Here is an 18,866-nt window from a genome sequence, read left to right on the forward strand (position 1 = left end):
GGGCGAGGGCCGCGTCCAGGGTCCGGACGTCGTCGGGCGTGGCGCCCTTCTGCGGCCCGTAGACCGCGGGGGCGCCCTTGGGCCCGGTGAGCGGGTTGTCGACGTCGCTCGCGAGGATCAGGTCGACCGAGGCGAAGCGGGGGTCGAGGCCAGTGAGGTCGGCCGTGGCGAGGTCGGCGAGGGCCGCGCCGCCGGGGCCCACGGGCGCGCCGGACGCGTCGAGGAAGCGGGCGCCGAGCGCGGCGAGCATGCCGGCGCCGCCGTCGGTGGTGGCGCTGCCGCCGACGCCGAAGACGACGGTGGTCGCGCCGGCGTCGAGCGCCGCGCGGAGCAGTTCACCGGAGCCGTACGTGGTCGCGGTCAGCGGGGCGAACACGCCGGCCGGGAGGAGCTGGAGCCCGGAGGCCTCGGCCATCTCGACGACCGCGGTGGTGTCGCGCAGCGCGAACGCGGCGGTGACCTGCTCGCCGAGCGGTCCCGTCACCTGGACCTCGCGGCGTTCGAATCCGGCCGCGACGGCCGCGGCGACGGTGCCGTCGCCGCCGTCCGCGACGGGCAGGGTCTCCACCGTGAGCTCCGGGATCACCCGTCGCAGTCCTGCCGTGACCCGCTCCGCGACCTGCACGGCCGTGAGCGAACCCTTGAACTTGTCGGCCGCCACGAGCACGTGAGCGACCTGAGTTGCTGCCCCGTCCGTCACCTTGCATCCCTTGCTTTCGAACGTGCAGTCGCGCCGAGGCCGACCCTATCCGTACCGCCGGACGGCGTGCCACCCCCGGATCGGCGGATATGTCGCACCATAGCGGGGTCACATGAGTACGGAACCCCACGAACGGGCCCTTCGGGAGGGGGCGGCGCCTCCACCACCGGCTGCGCCGGCCGGGCGGCGAAGGCGCGCACGGACACGGATCCCCCGGAGTGCACCCCGGGGCTGACCGGGAGACCCTCCGGCGCGCGGGCGGCCGCCCGGTTCGGTAGACCGGAGGTATGGGCCTGACGTACGGGGAGCGCACTCACGGGGGACTCACCCGCGGGGAGCTCGCGGACCGTGTCCTGGGCGGCTGGACCGGCCGGATCGCCGGGAACATGCTGGGCAAGCCCGTGGAGCAGGGTGACCACTGGACCCGGGAGCGCATCGACGCCTATCTGCGGCTGACCGACGCGCTCCCGCTCACCGACTACCTGCCGCCCCCGCCGCCCGGCGCCGCCGGCTTCGAGCTGCGCCCGGAGTGGCGGCAGTGCGTGCGCGGCGGGATCGACGGCAGCTGCCGGGACGACGACATCGACTGGTCGATCCTGGGGCTGCGCATCCTGGAGACGTACGGCTCCGCCTTCACGACCGAGCAGGTGGGTCGGGAGTGGCTGCTGCGGATGCCGTACCTCCAGACGTTCACCGCCGAGCGGGCCGCGTACCGGAACCTCGCCAACGGGCTGCGGCCGCCGCTGACGGCCACGTACGACAATCCGTACCAGGAGTGGATCGGCGCGCTGATCCGGGCCGACGTCCACGGCTGGACCAGTCCTGGGGATCCGCGCCGGGCCGCCTCGCTCGCCCGGCGGGACGCGGTCCTCTCGCACACCGGGAACGGGGTGTACGGGGCGATGTGGGCCGCCGCGCTGATCGCGGCGGCGTTCACCGCACCGGACATCCGGTCGGCCCTGGAGACGTCCCTGGAGCCGATTCCGGCGAGCTGCCGGCTCGCCCGGACCGTACGGGACACGATGGCGCTGTACGAGGCGGGCCTGGACTGGTCGGCGACGCTGACCACGCAGGCGGAGCGGACGGCGGGGCTCGGCTGGATCCACACCGTCCCCAACGCGGCCGTGCTGACCGCCGGGCTCCTGTACGGGGAGGGGGACTTCAGCCGCACGATCGCCCTGACCGTCCGAGGCGGCCTGGACACGGACTCCAACGGCGCGACGGCCGGGTCGGTCGCGGGCGTGAGGTGCGGGGCGGAGGCGATCCCGCCGCAGTGGTCGGAGCCGCTGCGGGACCGGGTGAGCAGCGCCGTCTTCGGCTTCGACGGGGTCGGGATCCGTGAACTGGCGGAGCGGACCGTACGGTTGGCAGAGTCCGCCTGACCCCCGTCAGCCCTGGGGTGGTTCCGGCTGGACCACCTCGCCGGTGCGGACGGCCTCGTCGCGGCTGACGGCTCGGGCCTCCGTGCGGTGGCCGCGGGCGATGTAGTCGCGGACCACCGCCTCGACGGCGTCCTGGGGGTTGCCGATGCCGGCCAGGACCATGACTTCCACGACGAGTTCGGCGTCGAGACCGATGTTCACCTTGGCCATGGCGGGAACCTAGCACCGGGAAACCCGCTCGCGGGAGGGGTTCGGTGGTGCCTAGGCTCGTCGTATGACGATGGTCGCGATCTTCACCGGCGCCGGTATCTCCACCGATTCCGGCATCCCCGACTACCGGGGGCCGAACGGCGTGTGGCGGAAGGACCCCGAGGCCGAGCGGCTCGTCACGTACGGGCCGTACATGGCCGATCCGGAGATCCGCCGGCGCTCGTGGCGGATGCGGTTCGACGGTCCGGTCCTGAGCGCCGAGCCGAACGTGGCGCACCGCGCGATCGCCGCGTATGAGCGGACGAGCGGCAACCCGCTGCGGGTGATCACGCAGAACGTGGACGGACTGCACCAGGCCGCCGGGGTGCCCGCGCGGAAGGTCCTCGAACTCCACGGCTCGGCGCGGGCGGTGGTGTGCACGGCCTGCCACGCGCGCTCGGCGATGGCGGAGGCGCTCGACCGGGTCCGGGCCGGTGAGGACGACCCGGCGTGCCGGGAGTGCGGTGGGATCCTGAAGTCGGCGACGGTGATGTTCGGGCAGCGGCTCGATCCGGTGGTGCTCGGCGACGCCATGTCGATCGCCAAGGCCACCGAGGTGTTCGTCGTGGTGGGCAGCAGCCTCCAGGTCCAGCCGGCGGCCTCCCTCGCGGGGATCGCGGCCGAACACGGCGCCCGGCTGATCATCGTGAACGCCGAGCCCACCCCGTACGACCCCGTCGCCGACGAGGTCGTGCGCGAGCCGATCGGAACGGCGCTGCCGGCGCTCCTCGACCGGCTCCGCTAGAAGAGGGCGGCCGGTTCCGCCGTACCCGATTCGAAGGCGAGCAGCCGCTGCTTGCGGTCCAGGCCGCCGCCGTAGCCGGTGAGGCCGCCGCCCGCCCCGATCACCCGGTGGCAGGGAACGATGATGCTGACGGGGTTCTTGCCGTTGGCGAGGCCCACGGCCCGGGAGGCGCCGGGGTTGCCGAGTTCCCCGGCGAGTTCGCCGTACGTCCGGGTCTCCCCGTACGGGATGCGCCGCAGCCCCTCCCAGACCCGCAGCTGGAACGGGGTGCCGATCAGGTTCAACGGCAGGTCGAACTCGGTGAGTTCGCCCGCGAAATAGGCGTCGAGCTGGTGGATCGCCTCCCCGAAGGGGCGCGGGTCGGGCTCGCCGAAGGTCTCCTCCGGCGGGCGGTGGCGCTGGCCGGTCATGTGGACGCGGCTGAGGACGCCGTCGACGGCGACGAGGGTCAGCGGGTCGTACGGGCTGTCCACGACGGTGTGCTGGATGGCGGGCATGGGAGGGGTCCTCACGGTCTTTACGCGGGCAGGTGGTTGATCGGGTGGTCGTCGGTCGCCCAGAGGTACTGGACGGCGTACGCGCGCCAGGGGCGCCAGTGCGCCGCGCGGGCGGTGAGGGCGGCCGGGGTGCCGGGGAGGCCGAGTCCCTCGGCGGCGCGGCGGACGCCGAGGTCGCCGGGGAGGAAGGCGTCCGGGTCGCCGAGGGCGCGCATGGCGATGATCTCGGTGGTCCAGGGACCGAATCCGGGCAGGGCGAGCAGCCGGGCGCGGGCCTCCTCGCGGTCGTCGGCGGGGCCGAGGGGCAGTGAGCCGTCGGCGAGCGCCTGCACCAGGGTGACAAGGGTGGTGCGGCGGCTGCGGGGCAGGGCCAGGGTCTCGGGATCGAGTACGGCGAGCGCCTCGGGGCCCGGGAAGAGGTGGGTGAGGCCGCCCTCGGGGTCGTCGACGGGAGTGCCGTACGCGGTGACGAGCCGGGCGGCGTGGGTGCGGGCGGCGGCGGTGGAGACCTGCTGGCCGAGGACGGCCCGGACGGCGAACTCGGCGGGGTCGACGGTCCCGGGCACCCGGCGGCCGGGGGCGGCGTCGACGATCGGCGCGAGCAGCGGGTCGGCGCGCAGCCGCTCGTCGACGGCGACGGGGTCGGCGTCGAGGTCGAGGAGCCGTCGGCAGCGGCTGATGGCGTGGGTGAGGTCACGGGGGTCGGTGAGGGAGAGCCGGCAGGCGATGTGGTCGGCGCGGGGTGCGAGGGCGACGATGCCGTGCCCGTACGGGAGGGCGAGGGTCCGGCGATAGGCACCGTCGCGCCACTCCTCGACGCCGGGGACGGCGGTCGCGGCGAGGTGGCCGAAGAGGTTGGAGGGTTCCAGCGGGGTGCGGAACGGCAGCCGGAGGCTGATCACCCCGGGGGTGGGCGCCCGGCCGGCGGCGGGTCGGGAGGCGCGGCCGCGGAGCTCGCCCGGGGTGAGGGCGAAGACCTCGCGGACGGTGTCGTTGAAGGTGCGGATCGAGGCGAAACCCGCCGCGAAGGCGACCTCGCCGAGCGGCATCGGGGTCGTCTCGATGAGGACCCGGGCGGTCTGGGCGCGCTGGGCGCGGGCCAGGGCGAGCGGTCCCGCGCCCAGCTCTGCGAGGAGCTGGCGCTCGATCTGGCGGGTGGACCAGCCGAGCCGCCGGGCGAGCCCGGGGACGCCCTCCCGGTCGACGACGCCGTCCTGGATGAGGCGAACGGCGCGGGCGACGGCGTCGGCGCGGACGTTCCACTCGGGCGAGCCGGGGCTGGTGTCGGGCCGGCACCGCTTGCAGGCCCGGAATCCGGCGCGCTGGCAGGAGGCGGCACTGGCGTGGAACTCCATGTTCTCGGGCTTGGGCGGGACGACCGGGCAGCTGGGCCGGCAGTAGATCCGGGTGGTGCGGACCGCGGTGAAGAACACGCCGTCGAAGCGGGCGTCCTTCGACTGGACGGCCCGTACGCAGCGCTCGGTGTCGGTGTGCATGAGTCCAGGATCGGGGACGGACGGCTCGCGGGCTGGCGAGAAAACGACATGGACGTCGCCGCCTCCCAGGTCCGTCCCTGGCCCGGCCCGCCCCTCGGGCCACGGCCGGCCGGGAAGCCCCCGGCGGGGTCGGACCTCAGTCGACCCGACCGGGAGGCCCCCCGGCGGGGTCAGACCGCGACCGACCGGTAGTGGGTGGTCAGCCTGCCGTCGTCCCCCAGGACGTGGAAGGCGAGCGCGGGCGGCTGGTCGAGGTGGATGTGCGGATGCGTCACCGGGCGCTCCCAGGGGAGGCGGATCGAGGAGACGACCCCGGGCGCGACGAGCAGCGGACGCCCGGCGAAGGTCGTCGCGGCGGCGGTGTGGACGTGTCCCGCGAGGAAGGCGGTCAGGTGCGGGTGGCGGTCGGCGACCGCGGCGAGCCGCTCCTCGCCGAACTGCCGGATCTCGTCGACGTACGGGGTGTGCAGCGGGACCGGCGGGTGGTGGAAGCCGACGAGGACGGGTACGTCGCGCGGGGTGGCGTCGAGGACGCCGTCCAGCCACTCCAGGGTCTCGTCCTCCAGGTATCCGTCGTGTTTGCCGGGCACGGACGAGTCGCAGAGGGCGATCACGAAGCCCTCGCCCCGGAGCACCTGGTTGACGGGGGCGTACGGGCGGGTTCCGGTCGTCCCGGGGAGGAGGACCTTCCGGAGGACGGCCCGGTCGTCGTGGTTCCCCGGGCAGAGGAGCAGCGGATGACGGGAGGTCAGCAGCTCCCGCACGAGGGCGTATTCGGCCGGGCTCGCGTGGTCGGCGAGGTCGCCGGTGACGAGCACGGCCGCCAGGTCGTACGGCAGTTCCTCCAGGTGGCGCATGACCGCACGGGTGCGGTCGGCGCTGCGCTGCTCCAAGTCGACATGGATGTCGCTGACATGAGCGATCACGATCACGTGGCTCGGTCCTCCGTCGGTCGGGCGGGCGGATACCCACCCGACCGTACGGTGATCGTGGTCCGTGCCGTAAGGGCCGCTTCCCGAGCGGTGGACCGCTCGCCGCAGCGGTGGCCCGCCGCGGGCGGGCCCGCTACTCGAACCGCGTGGTGTCCCCCGCGCCGCGGCGCAGGACCTCGGGCTCGCCGCTGGAGAAGTCGACGACGGTGGTGGGTTCGGTTCCGCAGTCACCGGAGTCGAGGACCGCGTCCACCAGGTGGTCGAGCCGCTCCTTGATCTCCCAGCCCTGTGTCAGCGGCTCCGCCTCGTCGGGCAGCAGCAGGGTGCTGGAGAGCAGGGGTTCGCCGAGCTCGGCGAGGAGGGCCTGGGTGACGACGTGGTCGGGGATGCGGACGCCGACCGTCTTCTTCTTGGGGTGGAGGAGCGCCCGGGGGACCTCCTTCGTCGCGGGCAGGATGAAGGTGTAGGGGCCGGGGGTCGCCGCCTTGACCGCGCGGAAGACGTCGTTGTCGATGTGCACGAGCTGGCCCAGCTGGGCGAAGTTCTGGCACATGAGCGTGAAGTGATGCCGGTCGTCGAGGTCGCGGATCGCCCGGATGCGGCTGATGCCGTCCTTGCTTCCGAGTCGGCTGCCCAGCGCGTAGCAGGAGTCGGTCGGGTACGCGACGAGCGCACCGTTCCGGATGCTGTCGGCCACCGTGCCGATGGTGCGCGACTGGGGGTTGTCGGGGTGCACGTCGAAGTACTTCGCCATGGGGGCAGTCTATTTTCGCAGCAGGCGCCAGACGGCCTTCGCCGCGTTGTGCCCGGACATGCCGTGCACACCCGGCCCGGGCGGGGTGGCGGAGGAGCAGAGGAAGACCGCCGGGTGCGGGGTGGCGTAGGGGCGGAGCGAGAGCGTGGGGCGCAGCACGAGCTGGAGGCCGCGGGCGGCTCCGCAGGCGATGTCGCCGCCGATGTAGTTGGCGTTGCGCTCGGCGAGTTGGGGCGGTCCCGCCGTGGCGCGGGCCAGGACGCGGTCGCGGAAGCCGGGGGCGAAGCGCTCGATCTGGCGCTCGATCGCGTCGGTGAGGTCGCCCTGCCAGCCGTTCGGCACGTGGCCGTACGCCCAGAACACGTGCTTGCCCTCGGGGGCGCGGGAGGGGTCGACGACGCTGGGCTGGGCGGTGATGAGGAAGGGCACGTCGGGCGCGGTGCCGGTGGAGGCCTGGTGCAGGGCGGTGTCGATCTCGCCGGCGGTGGGGCCGATCTGCACGGTTCCGGCGCGCCGGGCCGCTTCGGCGGTCCACGGGACGGGGCCGTCCAGGGCGTAGTCGATCTTGAAGGCGGCGGCGCCGTACCGGTAGTGGTCGTAGTGGCCGCCGAAGCCGGCGATCCGGGCGAGGGCCCTGGGCGAGGTGTCGAAGACGTAGGCGCGGGCGGGCGGCAGGTCGTCGAGCCGCTTGACCTCGAAGTCGGTGTGGACGGCGCCGCCGAGGTCCCTGAGGTACGCGGTGAGGGCGTCGGAGATGGACTGCGAGCCGCCCCGGGGCACGGGCCAGCCGCCCGCGTGGGCGGCGAGCGCGAAGACCAGGCCGACGGCGCCGGTGGCGAAACCGCCGAGCGGGGCCATGACATGGGCGACGAGCCCGGCGAACAGTCCCCGCGCCTTCTCGTCCTGGAAGCGGCGCATCAGCCAGGTGGACGGCGGCAGTCCGGCGAGGCCGAAGCGGGCCAGGGTGACCGGGTCGCGGGGCAGCGCGGTGAGCGGCAGCTGCATGAAGTCCCGGGCGAGGACGTCCCACTTGCCGGCGAAGGGGGCGACGAGTCTGCGGTACGCGCCCGCGTCGCGCGGCCCGAAGGAGGCGGCGGTCTCGGCGACCGAGCGGGCGAGGACGGCGGCGGTGCCGTCGTCCCAGGGGTGGGCCATGGGCAGTTCGGGGTGGAGCCACTCAAGTCCGTACCGCTTCAAGGGCATCGTCCCGAAGACCGGCGAGCCGGCCCCGAGGGGATGCACCGCGGAGCAGGGGTCGTGGCGGAAGCCGGGGAGGGTGAGCTCCTCGGTCCTGGCGCCCCCTCCGACGGTCGGCCTCGCTTCGAAGACGGCCACGGAGAAGCCGCGGCGGGCCAGTTCGACGGCGGCGGTCAGTCCGTTGGGCCCCGCCCCCACGACGACGGCATCGAGCATCGACGTCACCTTCGACACCTTCGGACTCCTTCGTCAGCCGATGGCCAAGACTCCCAGGATAGGCCGGTGGTTCCGGGGCCCTCACTGCCCCCTGAGGAGGGCGAGGATCCGGTCGGCGGTCGCCGCGTCCCGGGCCGCGGTGAACGGCAGGGCGTTCCCGCCGGTGGTCCTGAAGGGCTCGCCCGCGAGGGTCGTGTGCGTCCCGCCCGCCTCGGTGACGAGGAGCAGCCCGGCCGCGTGGTCCCACGCGTACTCCCAGGAGAACGCCGTGCCGGAGAGTGCGCCGCGCGCCACGGCGAGGTACTCCAGTCCCGCGGAGCCGCAGGGCCGGGGGGCGACACCCTCGGTGAGCAGGCCGAGGAGGGCCCGCTTCTGGTCCGGGGTGGTGTAGTCGGGGTGTGAGGTGGCGACCTCGAGGACCTCGCCGGGAGCGGGTGAACCGGCGCGCAGCGGCTGCCCGTTGAGCGTGGCGCCCCGGCCCCGTACGGCCACGGCGAACTCGTCGAGGGCCGGTGCGTACGTCCAGGAGGCGAGCAGCTCGCCGTGCCGGGCGAGGGCGACGAGGGTGCAGAAGCCGGGGTCGCCGTGGACGAACTGGCGGGTGCCGTCGACGGGGTCGACGATCCAGACGGGGGCGTCGCCGCGCAGGGCGTCGTAGACGGCGGGGTCGGCGTGGACCGCCTCCTCGCCCACCACCACCGAGCCGGGGAGCAGGGCGGTCAGGGACTCCGTGAGGTGGGCCTCGGCGGCCCGGTCGGCGACGGTGACCAGGTCGTGCGGGCCGTTCTTCTCGACGATGTCGTCGGCGGCGAGCTGCCGGAAGCGCGGCATGATCTCGGCGGCGGCCGCCTTGCGGACCGCCTCCTCCACCTCGGTCGTACGGCCGGCCAGGACAAGGTCAAGGAACTCTTCGCTCATGCGTCCAGCTAAGCACGGGGCGCTGACAACCGGACCGGCGGACTTGTCACCCTCTGTTTCCCCGGGGAGTACCCTTTGGCCGAGTTCACCCCTTACATACAGGGAGGGTTCCGTGCACGGCGCGTACCACGGTGAGTACAAGGTTCCCGGCGGCAAGCTGGTGGTCGTCGACCTCGACGCCGAGGACGGGGTCCTGCGGAACGTCCGGGTCGCCGGCGACTTCTTCCTCGAACCGGACGAGGCGATCCTGGCGATCGACCGCGCCCTGGAGGGCGCACCGGTCGACACCGACGCGTCCGGGCTCGCGGCGCGGATCGACGCGGCACTGCCGCCGGGCACGCAGATGTTCGGGCTGACCACGGAGGGCATCGGGGTCGCGGTCCGCCGGGCGCTCGCCCACGCCACGGACTGGACCGACTACGACTGGCAGCTCATCCACGAGCCGCCGCAGTCCCCCGCCCTGCACATGGCGCTCGACGAGGTGCTCACGGCCGAGGTCGCCGCGGGCCGCCGGCCGCCGACCCTGCGGGTCTGGGAGTGGGGCGCCCCCGCGGTGGTCATCGGCAGCTTCCAGTCCCTGCGCAACGAGGTCGACCCCGAGGCGGCCGAGCGGCACGGCATCCAGGTGGTGCGCCGGATCAGCGGCGGCGGGGCCATGTTCATCGAGCCCGGCAACACCATCACGTACTCGCTCTCCGTGCCCGACGCCCTCGTGCAGGGCCTGTCCTTCACCGACAGCTACGCCTACCTCGACGACTGGGTGCTCGGCGCGCTCGGCGACATGGGCATCCGCGCCTGGTACCAGCCGCTCAACGACATCGCCACGGACGCGGGCAAGATCGCGGGCGCGGCGCAGAAGCGGATGGTGACGGGGCACGGGGCGGTCCTGCACCACGTGACGATGGCGTACGACATCGACGCCGACAAGATGACGGAGGTGCTGCGGATCGGCCGCGAGAAGCTCTCCGACAAGGGCACGAAGAGCGCGAAGAAGCGGGTGGACCCGCTGCGGCGCCAGACCGGCCTGCCGCGCGAGACGGTGATCGACCGGATGATCGCCTCCTTCCGGGGCCGGTACGGCCTGTCGGAGGGCCAGGTCACGGAGGACGAGCTGACACGGGCGAAGGAGCTCGCGGAGACGAAGTTCGGGACGGCGGAGTGGACGGGGCGGGTGCCGTAGCCGCTGCTCGGGGGCCGGGGACGCCGCCCGGGCCCCGCGCCCCGCGGGCGGGCCCGCTGCGTAGGGTGGCGGCATGCGTGTCGAGGGGCCGGTGAAACCGGGGCTGCGGATGGAGTGCGCCGACGGGCGGCGGCTGGTGCTGACGCAGGGCGCCGCCCCCGTGCTCTTCGCCCGGCAGCGGGCCACCCACCGTGGCCTGCACTACGCGCGCACCGGCCGGTACTCCTCCCCGTTCGCCCCGCTGCGGGCCGAACGGGCCCGTACGGTCGCGGAGTTCGCGGAACCGGGGTCGGCGGAGTGGTCGGAGCGCTGGGCCGCGCACGCGGAAGTGGAGCTGCGCGGGGCCGCCGAGGGGCCGCTCCACGCGGGCGAGTGGCTGCTGGCCCCGGACGTCCACCGGTGGTTCAAGGCCGTCAACTGGCCCACACTCCTCACCCACGATCCGGACCGGGGGCATCTGACCTGGTTCGGATACGGCGATCCGGTGGAGGACGCGCGCGACCTGCTGCCACTGCGGGCACTGTCGGCCCCGGAGGCGCCGCGGGTGAAGGCGAACCGCCGGCAGTTCCGGGAGGGTGTCCTGCCGCCGGTGTTCGTCTGGTGGATCAGCGGGCTCAACTCCCCCGTGGTGCTGGACGGTCACGACCGCCTGACGGCGGCGCTCGCGGAGGGCGGGCGACCGGAGGTGCTGATCCTTGCGCGGGCGGCCGGGGACTCCCGGGGGGTGGCGCTCCTCTCCGCCCGTCCCGTGGAGGAGTACGAGAAGCGGGTCGCCGCCCTGGAGGGGCCGCTCGCCGCGTCGCGGATCGCGCACCAGGGCCGCCGTCTCGCCGCCGAGCTGAGAGCGATCACCAGCGGGTACGACCTCACCCGGGCCTGGCCCTTCCCCGGCGGCGCCCCCGCCTGGGACGCGGCCGCGGCGACGCACGTCCCCGGCTGGGCCCCGGACGCCGACCGCTGACCCACCCGGTCGCCGTGTCACTGTGTCACCTGCTCACCTGCTCACCTGCTCACCGACGCACCGACGCACCGACGCACCGACGCACCGACGCACCGATCACGGCATCGGTCACCGGTACGGCCCCGCGGGCAGGTGACCGTATCCGGCCCGCGTCGTTGAGCCCATGCGGGCCGGGACGGCGGGTGGTGGACGTGCGGAAACGTCTCCGCACACCGACGGCCCCGGGAACACGGCGTCGACGGTACGGAGATCAGGTGGCACGGGCGAAGAGGTTCCTTGCGGCGGTCGCGGGCGCGCTGCTCACGGTGAGCCCCCTCGGGATCGCGCCGCCCGCGCAGGCGGTGGTCGGCGGACGGGAGGCACGGCCCCACCAGTACCCCTTCATGGCGGGGCTCGTGGACGTCCTCGAACGGCGGGTGATGTGCGGTGGGGCGCTGATCGGCGACCGGTACGTCCTCACCGCCGCCCACTGCCTGACGGGCTCGTACAGCGATCCCGCGCGGGTGGGCGTACTGCTCGGCGACCACGACCTGACGACCGGGTCCGAGAGCCCCCACGCGGTCCTGGCCTCGCCCGCGCGCTTCGTCCCGCACCCCGACTACGACCCCGGCACCCAGCGGAACGACATCGCCCTGGTCGAGCTCGCCGAGCCGCTCGCCCTCAACCGGGACGTGCGTCCGATCGAGCTGCCCGTGACGCCCGCCCCCGGCAGCGTCGACGGCACCCAGGTCGAGGTGCCGGGCTGGGGCACCACCTCGTTCGGCGGCCGCACGTCGGACGTGCTGCGGACCGTGGCCCTCTCCACCATGAGCAACTCGGCCTGCGCGAGCCGGGGCATGGCGCAGATCGCCCCCACGCAGATCTGCACGTACGCCCCCGGGCGCGACACCTGCCAGTACGACTCCGGCGGTCCACTGGTCCGGGTGGTCCGGGGGCGGCCGTACGTCGTCGGCCTGGTGTCCTACGGCAGGGAGTGCGCCACTGACACCCCCGCCGTGAACACCCGCGTGCGCTCCTATCTCAGCTGGATCGAGCGGACGATCGGCCGGCTGCCCCGCGCCTCATGAGGGCGGTGTAGAGGAGCAGCGAGGCGGCGAGGCCGACGGCCCAGCCGTAGTCGGACAGGGGTTTCAGGAAGGGGATCAGACCGTCCTCGGGGAAGGGACCGGTGCCCGGGGCCGAGTGGGAGCCGCCGACGGCGAGGACGCCGCCGACCACGAAGGCGAGCACGGCCGCCGGGTTCCAGCCTCCCCGGTACCAGTAGGGTCCGTCGGCCCGGTAGAGCCCCGCCAGGTCGAGGACTGTACGGCGGACGAGCCAGTAGTCGGCGATCAGGATGCCCGCGACCGTACCGAGGAGACCGCCGACCAGGCCGAGCCAGGTGAAGATGTACAGCTCGGGGGTGGCGGTGAGCTTCCACGGCATGATGAGCACGCCGACGACTCCGGTGATCAGCGCGCCCGTACGGAAGTCGATCAGTCTCGGGGCGAGGTTGGCGAGGTCGTACGCCGGGGAGACGACGTTCGCCGCGATGTTCACCGACAGGGTGGCGACCAGCACCGTCACCAGGGCGAAGAGCAGTCCGAAGACGTTGTCGGTCTTGGCGGCGAGTGCCACCGGGTCCCAGACCGGCGCCCCGTACACGGCCTGCGAGCCGGAGGTGACGAGCACCGAGAGCAGCGCGAACAGGGTCATGGTGGTGGGGAGTCCGAGGGACTGACCGAGGACCTGGGAGCGCTGGCCGGCGCCGAAGCGGGTGAAGTCGGGGATGTTGAGGCTGAGCGTCGCCCAGAAGGCGATCATGCCCATCAGGGCAGGGAAGAAGACGGGCCAGAAGTCGGCGCCCCAGCCGAGCTTCGACGGCTGGTCGAGCAGGGGGCCGAGGCCGCCGGCCTTGACGGCGATCCAGCCGAGGAGGACGAGCGCGCCGACGATGACGAAGGGCGCGGCCCAGTTCTCGAAGCGGCGAAGGGCCTCCATCCCCCGGTAGATGATGGCGAGTTCGAGGGCCCAGAAGAGGACGAAGCAGAGCCACAGGGTCCAGGGCTGGCCGCCGATCCTCGACGCCTCCGCCCACCCGCCGCCGAAGACCTTGTCGAGCAGGACGAAGACGCCCTGGCCGCCGATCCAGGTCTGGATGCCGAACCAGGCGCAGGCGACCCCCGCCCGGATCAGGGCGGGCAGGTTCGCTCCGCGCAGGCCGAAGGAGGCGCGGGCGAGGACGGGGAAGGGTATGCCGTACTTGGGTCCGGCGTGCCCGGTGAGCAGCATCGGCAGCAGGACGACGACGTTGGCGAGGGCGATGGTGAGCACCGCCTGCTTCCAGTCCATACCGAGGGCGACGAGACCGGAGGCGAGCATCCAGGAGGGGATGTTGTGGGCCATGCCGACCCAGAGGGCGGCGAAGTTGTAGGTGGTCCAGCGGCGTCGGGCGACGGGGACGGGGAGCAGGTCCTCGTTGACGAAGGTCGGAGGTCGTCGGCAGCGGCGCCGGGGGCGAGTTCGACACGGCCGCCGGGTGCGGCGGGTTCGCAGGGGCCTACGGATCTTTCCGGAGGGACGGTCGCGGTCATACGGAGGAACCCTTCGTTCGGCGGGGAGGACGGAACGAGGTGTCGCCCCGGAGGGGCGAGGGGTGCGCTACCGGCAGGACTCCATGACGCTCCGTCAACAACGGTTCGCGGCTGGGAGCGGGGGTGATTCTCCCACCCGTCGTGACGCACGGGGTAGTCCCCGGGCGGGACGTCGGGTGGGAGGATCGCCCCGGCAGGACGGTCGGGGGTGCGGGCCCGCGTGCCGACGGCCGCGCCGTTGACATCGTCGCCCCGGCAGGACGGGCGGGGGTGCGGCCCTCCTCGGTGACGGCCGCGCCGACCGCGGCGCCCCCGGCAGGACGGCAGGGTCGGGCCGCCGCGCGACTCAGCCGGCGAAGGCCGGGATGATGTCGGATCCGTACGCGTCGATGGTGCCCTCGCGGTTGTCGTGCATGTCGTAGACGGCGAACTGGTCGACGCCCAGGGTCCTCAGGTGGCGGAGCTTCTCGATGTGGGCCTCGGCCGGGCCCAAAAGGCAGAAGCGGTCGACGATCTCGTCGGGGACGAACCGGGTGTCGGGGTTCCCGGCGCGGCCGTGGTGGGAGTAGTCGTAGCCGTGCCGGTCCTTGATGTACGCGGTGAGCTCCTCCGGGACCATGTCGGAGTGCTCGCCGTACTTGGCGACCAGGTCGGCGACGTGGTTGCCGACCATGCCGCCGAACCAGCGGCACTGCTCGCGGGCGTGCGCCAGGGCTTCCGGGGAGTCGTCGGCGGTGACGTAGGCGGGCGCGGCCACGCAGACGGTGAGCGCGTCGGGGTCGCGGCCGGCGTCCGCGGCGGCCTGGCGGACCGCCTTGACCATCCATTCGGTGAGGAAGGGGTCGGCGAGCTGGAGGATGAAGCCGTCGGCCTTCTGTCCGGCCAGCGCGAGCGCCTTGGGCCCGTACGCCGCCATCCAGACGGGGAGCTTCCCGTTCTTGATCCAGGGGATGCGGACCGGGTTGCCGTCGACCTGCGCCTCCCGTCCTTCGGCGAGGTCACGGATGACGTCGATGGCCTCGCCGAGGCGGGCCAGGGTGTTCGGCCTGCGGCCGGCGACGCGCATCGCCGAGTCTCCGCGGCCGATGCCGCAGACGGTCCGGTTGCCGAACATGTCGTTGAGGGTGGCGAAGGTGGAGGCGGTCACCTCCCACGTACGGGTCCCCGGGTTGGTCACCATCGGGCCCACGTGCAGCTTGGTGGTGTGTTCGAGGATCTGGCTGTAGATGACGAAGGGTTCCTGCCACAGGACGGCGGAGTCGAAGGTCCAGCCGTAGCGGAAGCCGTTGCGTTCCGCCCGGCGCATCAGCCCGACGACCTGCGACGCGGGCGGGTCGGTCTGCAGGACGAGTCCAAAATCCAACGTCGCTCTCCTAGTTCAGGTACTGGCAGGTGGAACGCGGCACGAAGGTGCCGTGACCGGCGTGCCCGACGTACGTGCGCTGGTCGATGACGACCTCGCCCCGGGAGAGGACGGTCTCGACCTGGCCGGTGACCGTCTTCCCCTCGTACGCCGAGTAGTCGACGTTCATGTGGTGGGTCTCGGCGGACAGGGTCTGCACGGCGTGCGGGTCGTAGATCACGACGTCGGCGTCGGCGCCCGGGGCGATCGTGCCCTTCTGCGGGTACAGGCCGAACATCCTGGCCGGCGTCGCACAGGCGATCTCGATCCAGCGGCGCCGCGAGATGTGCCCGTCGACGACGGCCTGGTGCAGGAGGTCCATCCGGTTCTCCACCCCCGGCAGACCGTTGGGGATCTTCGAGAAGTCGCCGCGGCCGAGGTCCTTCTGCCCGACGAAGCAGAACGGGCAGTGGTCGGTGGAGACCACCTGGAGGTCGTTCGTCCGCAGTCCGCGCCAGAGCGCCGCCTGGTGCTCCTTCGGCCGGAGCGGGGTGCTGCACACGTACTTCGCGCCCTCGAAGCCCGGCTCCGCGAGGTTGTCGGTGGAGAGGAAGAGGTACTGGGGGCAGGTCTCGCCGAAGATGGGCAGCCCCTTGTCGCGGGCGGTCGCGATCTCGGCGACCGCCTCCTCCGCCGAGACGTGCACGACGTACAGCGGCGCTCCCGCCACCCGGGCGAGCTGGATCGCCCGGTGGGTGGCCTCCGCCTCCAGGAGCGCCTTGCGGACCTCCCCGTGGTAGCGCGGGTCGGTCTCGCCGCGGGCCAGGGCCTGCTCGACGAGGACGTCGATCGCGATGCCGTTCTCGGCGTGCATCATGATCAGCCCGCCGTTCTCGGCGGAGCGCTGCATGGCCCGCAGGATCTTGCCGTCGTCGCTGTAGAAGACACCGGGGTAGGCCATGAAGAGCTTGAAGGAGGTGATGCCCTCCTGGACGAGCTTGTCCATCTCCTTGAGCGTGTGCTCGTTGACGTCGGAGAGGATCATGTGGAAGGCGTAGTCGATCGAGCAGTTGCCGTCGGCCTTGGCGTACCAGGCGTCGAGCCCTTCGCGCAGGGCCTGGCCGACGCTCTGCACGGCGAAGTCGACGATGGTGGTGGTGCCGCCCCAGGCGGCGGCGCGGGTGCCGGTCTCGAAGGTGTCGGAGGCGGAGGTGCCGCCGAAGGGCAGCTCCATGTGGGTGTGTGCGTCGACGCCTCCGGGCAGCACGTAGCGGTCGGTGGCGTCGATCGTCCGGTCGGCGGTCCAGGCGGCCGTCGCGTCGGAGCCGTGGGCCGCGAGGGCGACCACGCGGCCGTCCTCGATCAGCACGTCGGCGTGGAGTTCGTCGGCGGCGGTGACGACGAGGCCGCCCCGGATGACGGTTCGGATGCTCACGGGACTCTCCCTGCTCGATACGGCGGGCCGATCTCGACACGGCGGGACGGGTGCGGCTCCCGCCACGGCGGGGGCGGTGTGGCTCTCGATACGGCGGGGCGGTGTGGCTACAGCTCCCGCAGGGCCGCTTCGAGCATCGCCGCGCCCTCCTCCGCCTCGGCGACGGTGAGCGAGAGCGGTGGCGCGACGCGCAGGATGCTGGTGTTGTGGCCGCCGCCCTTGCCGATCAGCAGACCGTTCTCGCGGGCGGCCTCCAGGACGGTGGCGGCCGCGTCCGGGTTCGCCCGCTCGGTGCCCGGCTCGGTGAGCTCGATGCCGATCATGAGACCGCGACCCCGGACCTCCCGTACCGCCTCGACTCCGGCGCAGGCGGCCCTGATCCGCTCAATGAGCAGACCTCCGACCCGGCGCGCGTTGCCCTGGAGGTCGTGCTCCAGGAGGTACGAGAGGTTGGCCAGGCCGGCGGCCATGGTGATCGGCGAACCACCGAAGGTGGAGATCGAGTTGGCGTCGATGCAGTTCATGATGTCGGCGCGGGCGACGACCCCGCCGACGGACATGCCGTTGCCGATGCCCTTGGCGAAGGTGAGGATGTCGGGCGGCCCGGCCTGGCCGTGCGCCTGCCAGCCCCAGAAGTGCTCGCCGGTACGGCCCCAGCCGGTCTGCACCTCGTCGGAGATCCACAGGATTCCGTGCCGGTCGAGGACCCGGCGGAAGGCGGCGTACAGACCGTCGGGCGGGGCGGTGAAGCCACCGACGCCCTGGACGGGTTCGGCGATGAGCGCGGCGACGTCCCGGGTGTGGCCGAGGAGGTCCTCGAGGTCGGCCACGCAGGCCTCGATGAACCGCTCGTCGGTGTACTGGGCGTACGGACCGCGCGTACGGACGCCGCCGTGGACGTAGAGGGTCTGCAGCGGCGAGAGGCTGGTGGGCGACCAGGCGCGGTTGCCGGTGATGCCGACGGTGGAGAAGGAGCGGCCGTGGTAGCTGTTCCGCATGGCGAGGATCTGGTTCGACCGGCGGTACGCGGTCGCGAGGAGCAGCGCCGTGTCGTTGGCCTCGGTGCCGGAGGTGGTGAAGAAGACGCGGGCGTCGGGGATGCCGGAGAGTCCGGCGATCCGCTCGGCGAGCTCGACCATCGGGCGGTTGAGGTAGAGCGTCGAGGAGTGGATGATCCGCCCGGCCTGTTCGGCGACGGCCTTGGTGACCTCGGGCAGGGCGTGGGCGGTCATGGTGGTGAGGATGCCGCCGAAGAAGTCGAGGTACCGGCGTCCGTCGGCGTCCCAGACGTGGCGGCCCTCGCCGTGGGTGATCTCGACGGGGTCCTTGTAGTAGAGGGCGACCCAGTCGGGGATGACGGCCTTGTGCCGGTCGAAGAGACTGCTCACGGCCGCACCAGCCCGTCGTACGCGTCGGGGCGCCGGTCCCGGTAGAACGCCCATTGCTGGCGCACCTGCTCGATCAGTCCGAAGTCGAGGTCCCGGACGAGGAGTTCCTCGGTCTTGTCGGAGGCGACGTCGCCGACGAACTGCCCGCGGGGGTCGACGAAGTAACTCGTGCCGTAGAAGTCGTTGTCGCCGTACTCCTCGATGCCGACGCGGTTGATGGCGGCGACGAAGTACTCGTTGGCGACGGCCGCGGCGGGCTGCTCCAGCTGCCAGAGGTAGGAGGAGAGACCGCGGTGGGTGGCCGACGGGTTGTATACCAACTGGGCTCCGTTGAGACCGAGTTGACGCCAGCCCTCGGGGAAGTGCCGGTCGTAGCAGATGTACACGCCGACGCGCCCGACGGCGGTGTCGAAGACCGGCCAGCCGGCGTTCCCCGGGCGGAAGTAGTACTTCTCCCAGAAGCCCTTGACCTGGGGGATGTGGTGCTTGCGGTACTTGCCGAGGTAGCTGCCGTCGGCGTCGATCACGGCGGCGGTGTTGTAGTAGAAGCCCTCGCCCTCGACCTCGAAGACGGGCACCACGATCACCATCCCGGTCTCCCGGGCGAGGTCCCGCATCCGGCTGACGGTGGGGCCGTCGGGGACGGGCTCGGCCCACCGGTAGTGCTCGGGCTCCTGGACCTGGCAGAAGTAGGGGGCGTTGAACACCTCCTGGAAGCCGATCACCTTGGCACCCTGGCGGGCGGCCTCCCGGGCGTACTCCTCGTGTTTGGCGATCATGGATTCGGTGTCGCCGGTCCAGGTCGCCTGGACGAGCGCGGCGCGTACGACGTCGGTCATGATCTGCTCCTTCGGCACGGCGTCAGAGAGCCTCTACGCACGTAGACGCGATGCGTAGGAGG

General features: G+C 72.7%; 17 protein-coding genes and 1 pseudogene. 5 read left to right on the forward strand and 13 right to left on the reverse strand.

Annotated features, from left to right (window positions below; genetic code table 11):
- A partial coding sequence (locus AOK00_RS16715; RefSeq protein ID WP_437441422.1) for a glycerate kinase occupies positions 1 to 700 on the reverse strand: 700 nt, incomplete at its 3' end.
- Between the two features lie 287 nt (positions 701 to 987).
- Here AOK00_RS16715 and AOK00_RS16720 point away from each other — a divergent pair.
- The gene (locus AOK00_RS16720) at positions 988 to 2,082 is read left to right on the forward strand and encodes an ADP-ribosylglycohydrolase family protein (RefSeq protein WP_055601105.1); all 1,095 of its coding nucleotides are present in this window, start codon (positions 988 to 990) and stop codon (positions 2,080 to 2,082) included.
- Positions 2,083 to 2,088: 6 nt separating this feature from the next.
- Here the strand turns inward: AOK00_RS16720 and AOK00_RS16725 are convergent, their stop codons facing one another.
- On the reverse strand, positions 2,089 to 2,292 hold the full coding sequence (locus AOK00_RS16725) for a type II toxin-antitoxin system VapB family antitoxin (RefSeq protein WP_055601106.1): 204 nt from the start codon (positions 2,290 to 2,292) through the stop codon (positions 2,089 to 2,091).
- Positions 2,293 to 2,356: 64 nt separating this feature from the next.
- Here AOK00_RS16725 and AOK00_RS16730 point away from each other — a divergent pair, with 64 nt between their 5' ends.
- Positions 2,357 to 3,076, forward strand: a complete 720-nt coding sequence (locus AOK00_RS16730) for an SIR2 family NAD-dependent protein deacylase (protein ID WP_055601107.1) — start codon at positions 2,357 to 2,359, stop codon at positions 3,074 to 3,076.
- Here the strand turns inward: AOK00_RS16730 and AOK00_RS16735 are convergent.
- The 6 genes from AOK00_RS16735 to AOK00_RS16760 form a co-directional block, all read right to left on the reverse strand.
- Entirely contained in the window at positions 3,073 to 3,573 is a 501-nt protein-coding gene (locus AOK00_RS16735; protein ID WP_055601108.1) for a methylated-DNA--[protein]-cysteine S-methyltransferase, read from the reverse strand. The genes AOK00_RS16730 and AOK00_RS16735 overlap by 4 nt on opposite strands.
- Positions 3,574 to 3,593: 20 nt before the next feature.
- On the reverse strand, positions 3,594 to 5,069 hold the full coding sequence (locus AOK00_RS16740; protein WP_055601109.1) for a DNA-3-methyladenine glycosylase 2: 1,476 nt from the start codon (positions 5,067 to 5,069) through the stop codon (positions 3,594 to 3,596).
- Positions 5,070 to 5,239: 170 nt separating this feature from the next.
- Positions 5,240 to 6,001, reverse strand: coding sequence for a metallophosphoesterase (locus tag AOK00_RS16745; protein WP_055601110.1), 762 nt, complete (start codon positions 5,999 to 6,001; stop codon positions 5,240 to 5,242).
- A gap of 133 nt (positions 6,002 to 6,134) precedes the next feature.
- The gene (locus AOK00_RS16750) at positions 6,135 to 6,755 is read right to left on the reverse strand and encodes an L-threonylcarbamoyladenylate synthase (RefSeq protein WP_055601111.1); all 621 of its coding nucleotides are present in this window, start codon (positions 6,753 to 6,755) and stop codon (positions 6,135 to 6,137) included.
- Between the two features lie 9 nt (positions 6,756 to 6,764).
- On the reverse strand, positions 6,765 to 8,177 hold the full coding sequence (locus AOK00_RS16755) for a phytoene desaturase family protein (protein ID WP_055601147.1): 1,413 nt from the start codon (positions 8,175 to 8,177) through the stop codon (positions 6,765 to 6,767).
- Positions 8,178 to 8,249: 72 nt separating this feature from the next.
- Positions 8,250 to 9,086 (reverse strand): inositol monophosphatase family protein, encoded by an 837-nt coding sequence (locus tag AOK00_RS16760; protein ID WP_055601112.1) that lies wholly within the window; start codon positions 9,084 to 9,086, stop codon positions 8,250 to 8,252.
- Positions 9,087 to 9,198: 112 nt separating this feature from the next.
- Here AOK00_RS16760 and AOK00_RS16765 point away from each other — a divergent pair, with 112 nt between their 5' ends.
- From AOK00_RS16765 to AOK00_RS16775, 3 genes are all read left to right on the forward strand, one after another.
- Positions 9,199 to 10,266: a lipoate--protein ligase family protein gene (locus AOK00_RS16765; protein ID WP_055601113.1), complete on the forward strand. Its 1,068-nt coding sequence runs from the start codon at positions 9,199 to 9,201 to the stop codon at positions 10,264 to 10,266.
- Between the two features lie 73 nt (positions 10,267 to 10,339).
- The gene (locus tag AOK00_RS16770; RefSeq protein WP_055601114.1) at positions 10,340 to 11,227 is read left to right on the forward strand and encodes a hypothetical protein; all 888 of its coding nucleotides are present in this window, start codon (positions 10,340 to 10,342) and stop codon (positions 11,225 to 11,227) included.
- A gap of 254 nt (positions 11,228 to 11,481) precedes the next feature.
- On the forward strand, positions 11,482 to 12,294 hold the full coding sequence (locus AOK00_RS16775; protein ID WP_055601115.1) for a serine protease: 813 nt from the start codon (positions 11,482 to 11,484) through the stop codon (positions 12,292 to 12,294).
- On the opposite strand, the pseudogene AOK00_RS16780 reads toward AOK00_RS16775, so the two are convergent.
- The 5 genes and pseudogenes from AOK00_RS16780 to AOK00_RS16800 all read right to left on the reverse strand — a co-directional run bounded on the left by AOK00_RS16780 (position 12,248) and on the right by AOK00_RS16800 (position 18,804).
- Positions 12,248 to 13,800, reverse strand: a pseudogene (locus AOK00_RS16780) (NCS1 family nucleobase:cation symporter-1). The gene AOK00_RS16775 and the pseudogene AOK00_RS16780 overlap by 47 nt on opposite strands.
- Before the next feature lie 346 nt (positions 13,801 to 14,146).
- Positions 14,147 to 15,163, reverse strand: a complete 1,017-nt coding sequence (locus AOK00_RS16785) for a TIGR03842 family LLM class F420-dependent oxidoreductase (protein ID WP_055601116.1) — start codon at positions 15,161 to 15,163, stop codon at positions 14,147 to 14,149.
- A 10-nt stretch (positions 15,164 to 15,173) separates the two neighbouring features.
- Positions 15,174 to 16,577 (reverse strand): dihydropyrimidinase, encoded by a 1,404-nt coding sequence (hydA, locus tag AOK00_RS16790; RefSeq protein WP_055601117.1) that lies wholly within the window; start codon positions 16,575 to 16,577, stop codon positions 15,174 to 15,176.
- A gap of 107 nt (positions 16,578 to 16,684) precedes the next feature.
- Entirely contained in the window at positions 16,685 to 17,965 is a 1,281-nt protein-coding gene (locus AOK00_RS16795) for an aspartate aminotransferase family protein (RefSeq protein ID WP_055601118.1), read from the reverse strand.
- Entirely contained in the window at positions 17,962 to 18,804 is an 843-nt protein-coding gene (locus tag AOK00_RS16800) for a nitrilase-related carbon-nitrogen hydrolase (RefSeq protein WP_030320074.1), read from the reverse strand. The genes AOK00_RS16795 and AOK00_RS16800 overlap by 4 nt, the downstream gene beginning before the upstream one ends.
- Positions 18,805 to 18,866 lie beyond the last annotated feature (62 nt).

The organism is Streptomyces aureus (assembly GCF_001418135.1).
In the GTDB taxonomy this organism is placed as follows: domain Bacteria; phylum Actinomycetota; class Actinomycetes; order Streptomycetales; family Streptomycetaceae; genus Streptomyces; species Streptomyces aureus_A.

What these genes read in the sequence shown, in the direction of transcription:
- AOK00_RS16720 (WP_055601105.1), top strand. Translation starts at nt 988, where the DNA reads ATGGGCCTGACGTACGGGGAGCGCACTCACGGGGGACTCACCCGCGGG.
- AOK00_RS16725 (WP_055601106.1), bottom strand. Translation starts at nt 2,292, where the DNA reads ATGGCCAAGGTGAACATCGGTCTCGACGCCGAACTCGTCGTGGAAGTC.
- AOK00_RS16730 (WP_055601107.1), top strand. Translation starts at nt 2,357, where the DNA reads ATGACGATGGTCGCGATCTTCACCGGCGCCGGTATCTCCACCGATTCC.
- AOK00_RS16735 (WP_055601108.1), bottom strand. Translation starts at nt 3,573, where the DNA reads ATGCCCGCCATCCAGCACACCGTCGTGGACAGCCCGTACGACCCGCTG.
- AOK00_RS16740 (WP_055601109.1), bottom strand. Translation starts at nt 5,069, where the DNA reads ATGCACACCGACACCGAGCGCTGCGTACGGGCCGTCCAGTCGAAGGAC.
- AOK00_RS16750 (WP_055601111.1), bottom strand. Translation starts at nt 6,755, where the DNA reads ATGGCGAAGTACTTCGACGTGCACCCCGACAACCCCCAGTCGCGCACC.
- AOK00_RS16760 (WP_055601112.1), bottom strand. Translation starts at nt 9,086, where the DNA reads ATGAGCGAAGAGTTCCTTGACCTTGTCCTGGCCGGCCGTACGACCGAG.
- AOK00_RS16770 (WP_055601114.1), top strand. Translation starts at nt 10,340, where the DNA reads ATGCGTGTCGAGGGGCCGGTGAAACCGGGGCTGCGGATGGAGTGCGCC.
- AOK00_RS16800 (WP_030320074.1), bottom strand. Translation starts at nt 18,804, where the DNA reads ATGACCGACGTCGTACGCGCCGCGCTCGTCCAGGCGACCTGGACCGGC.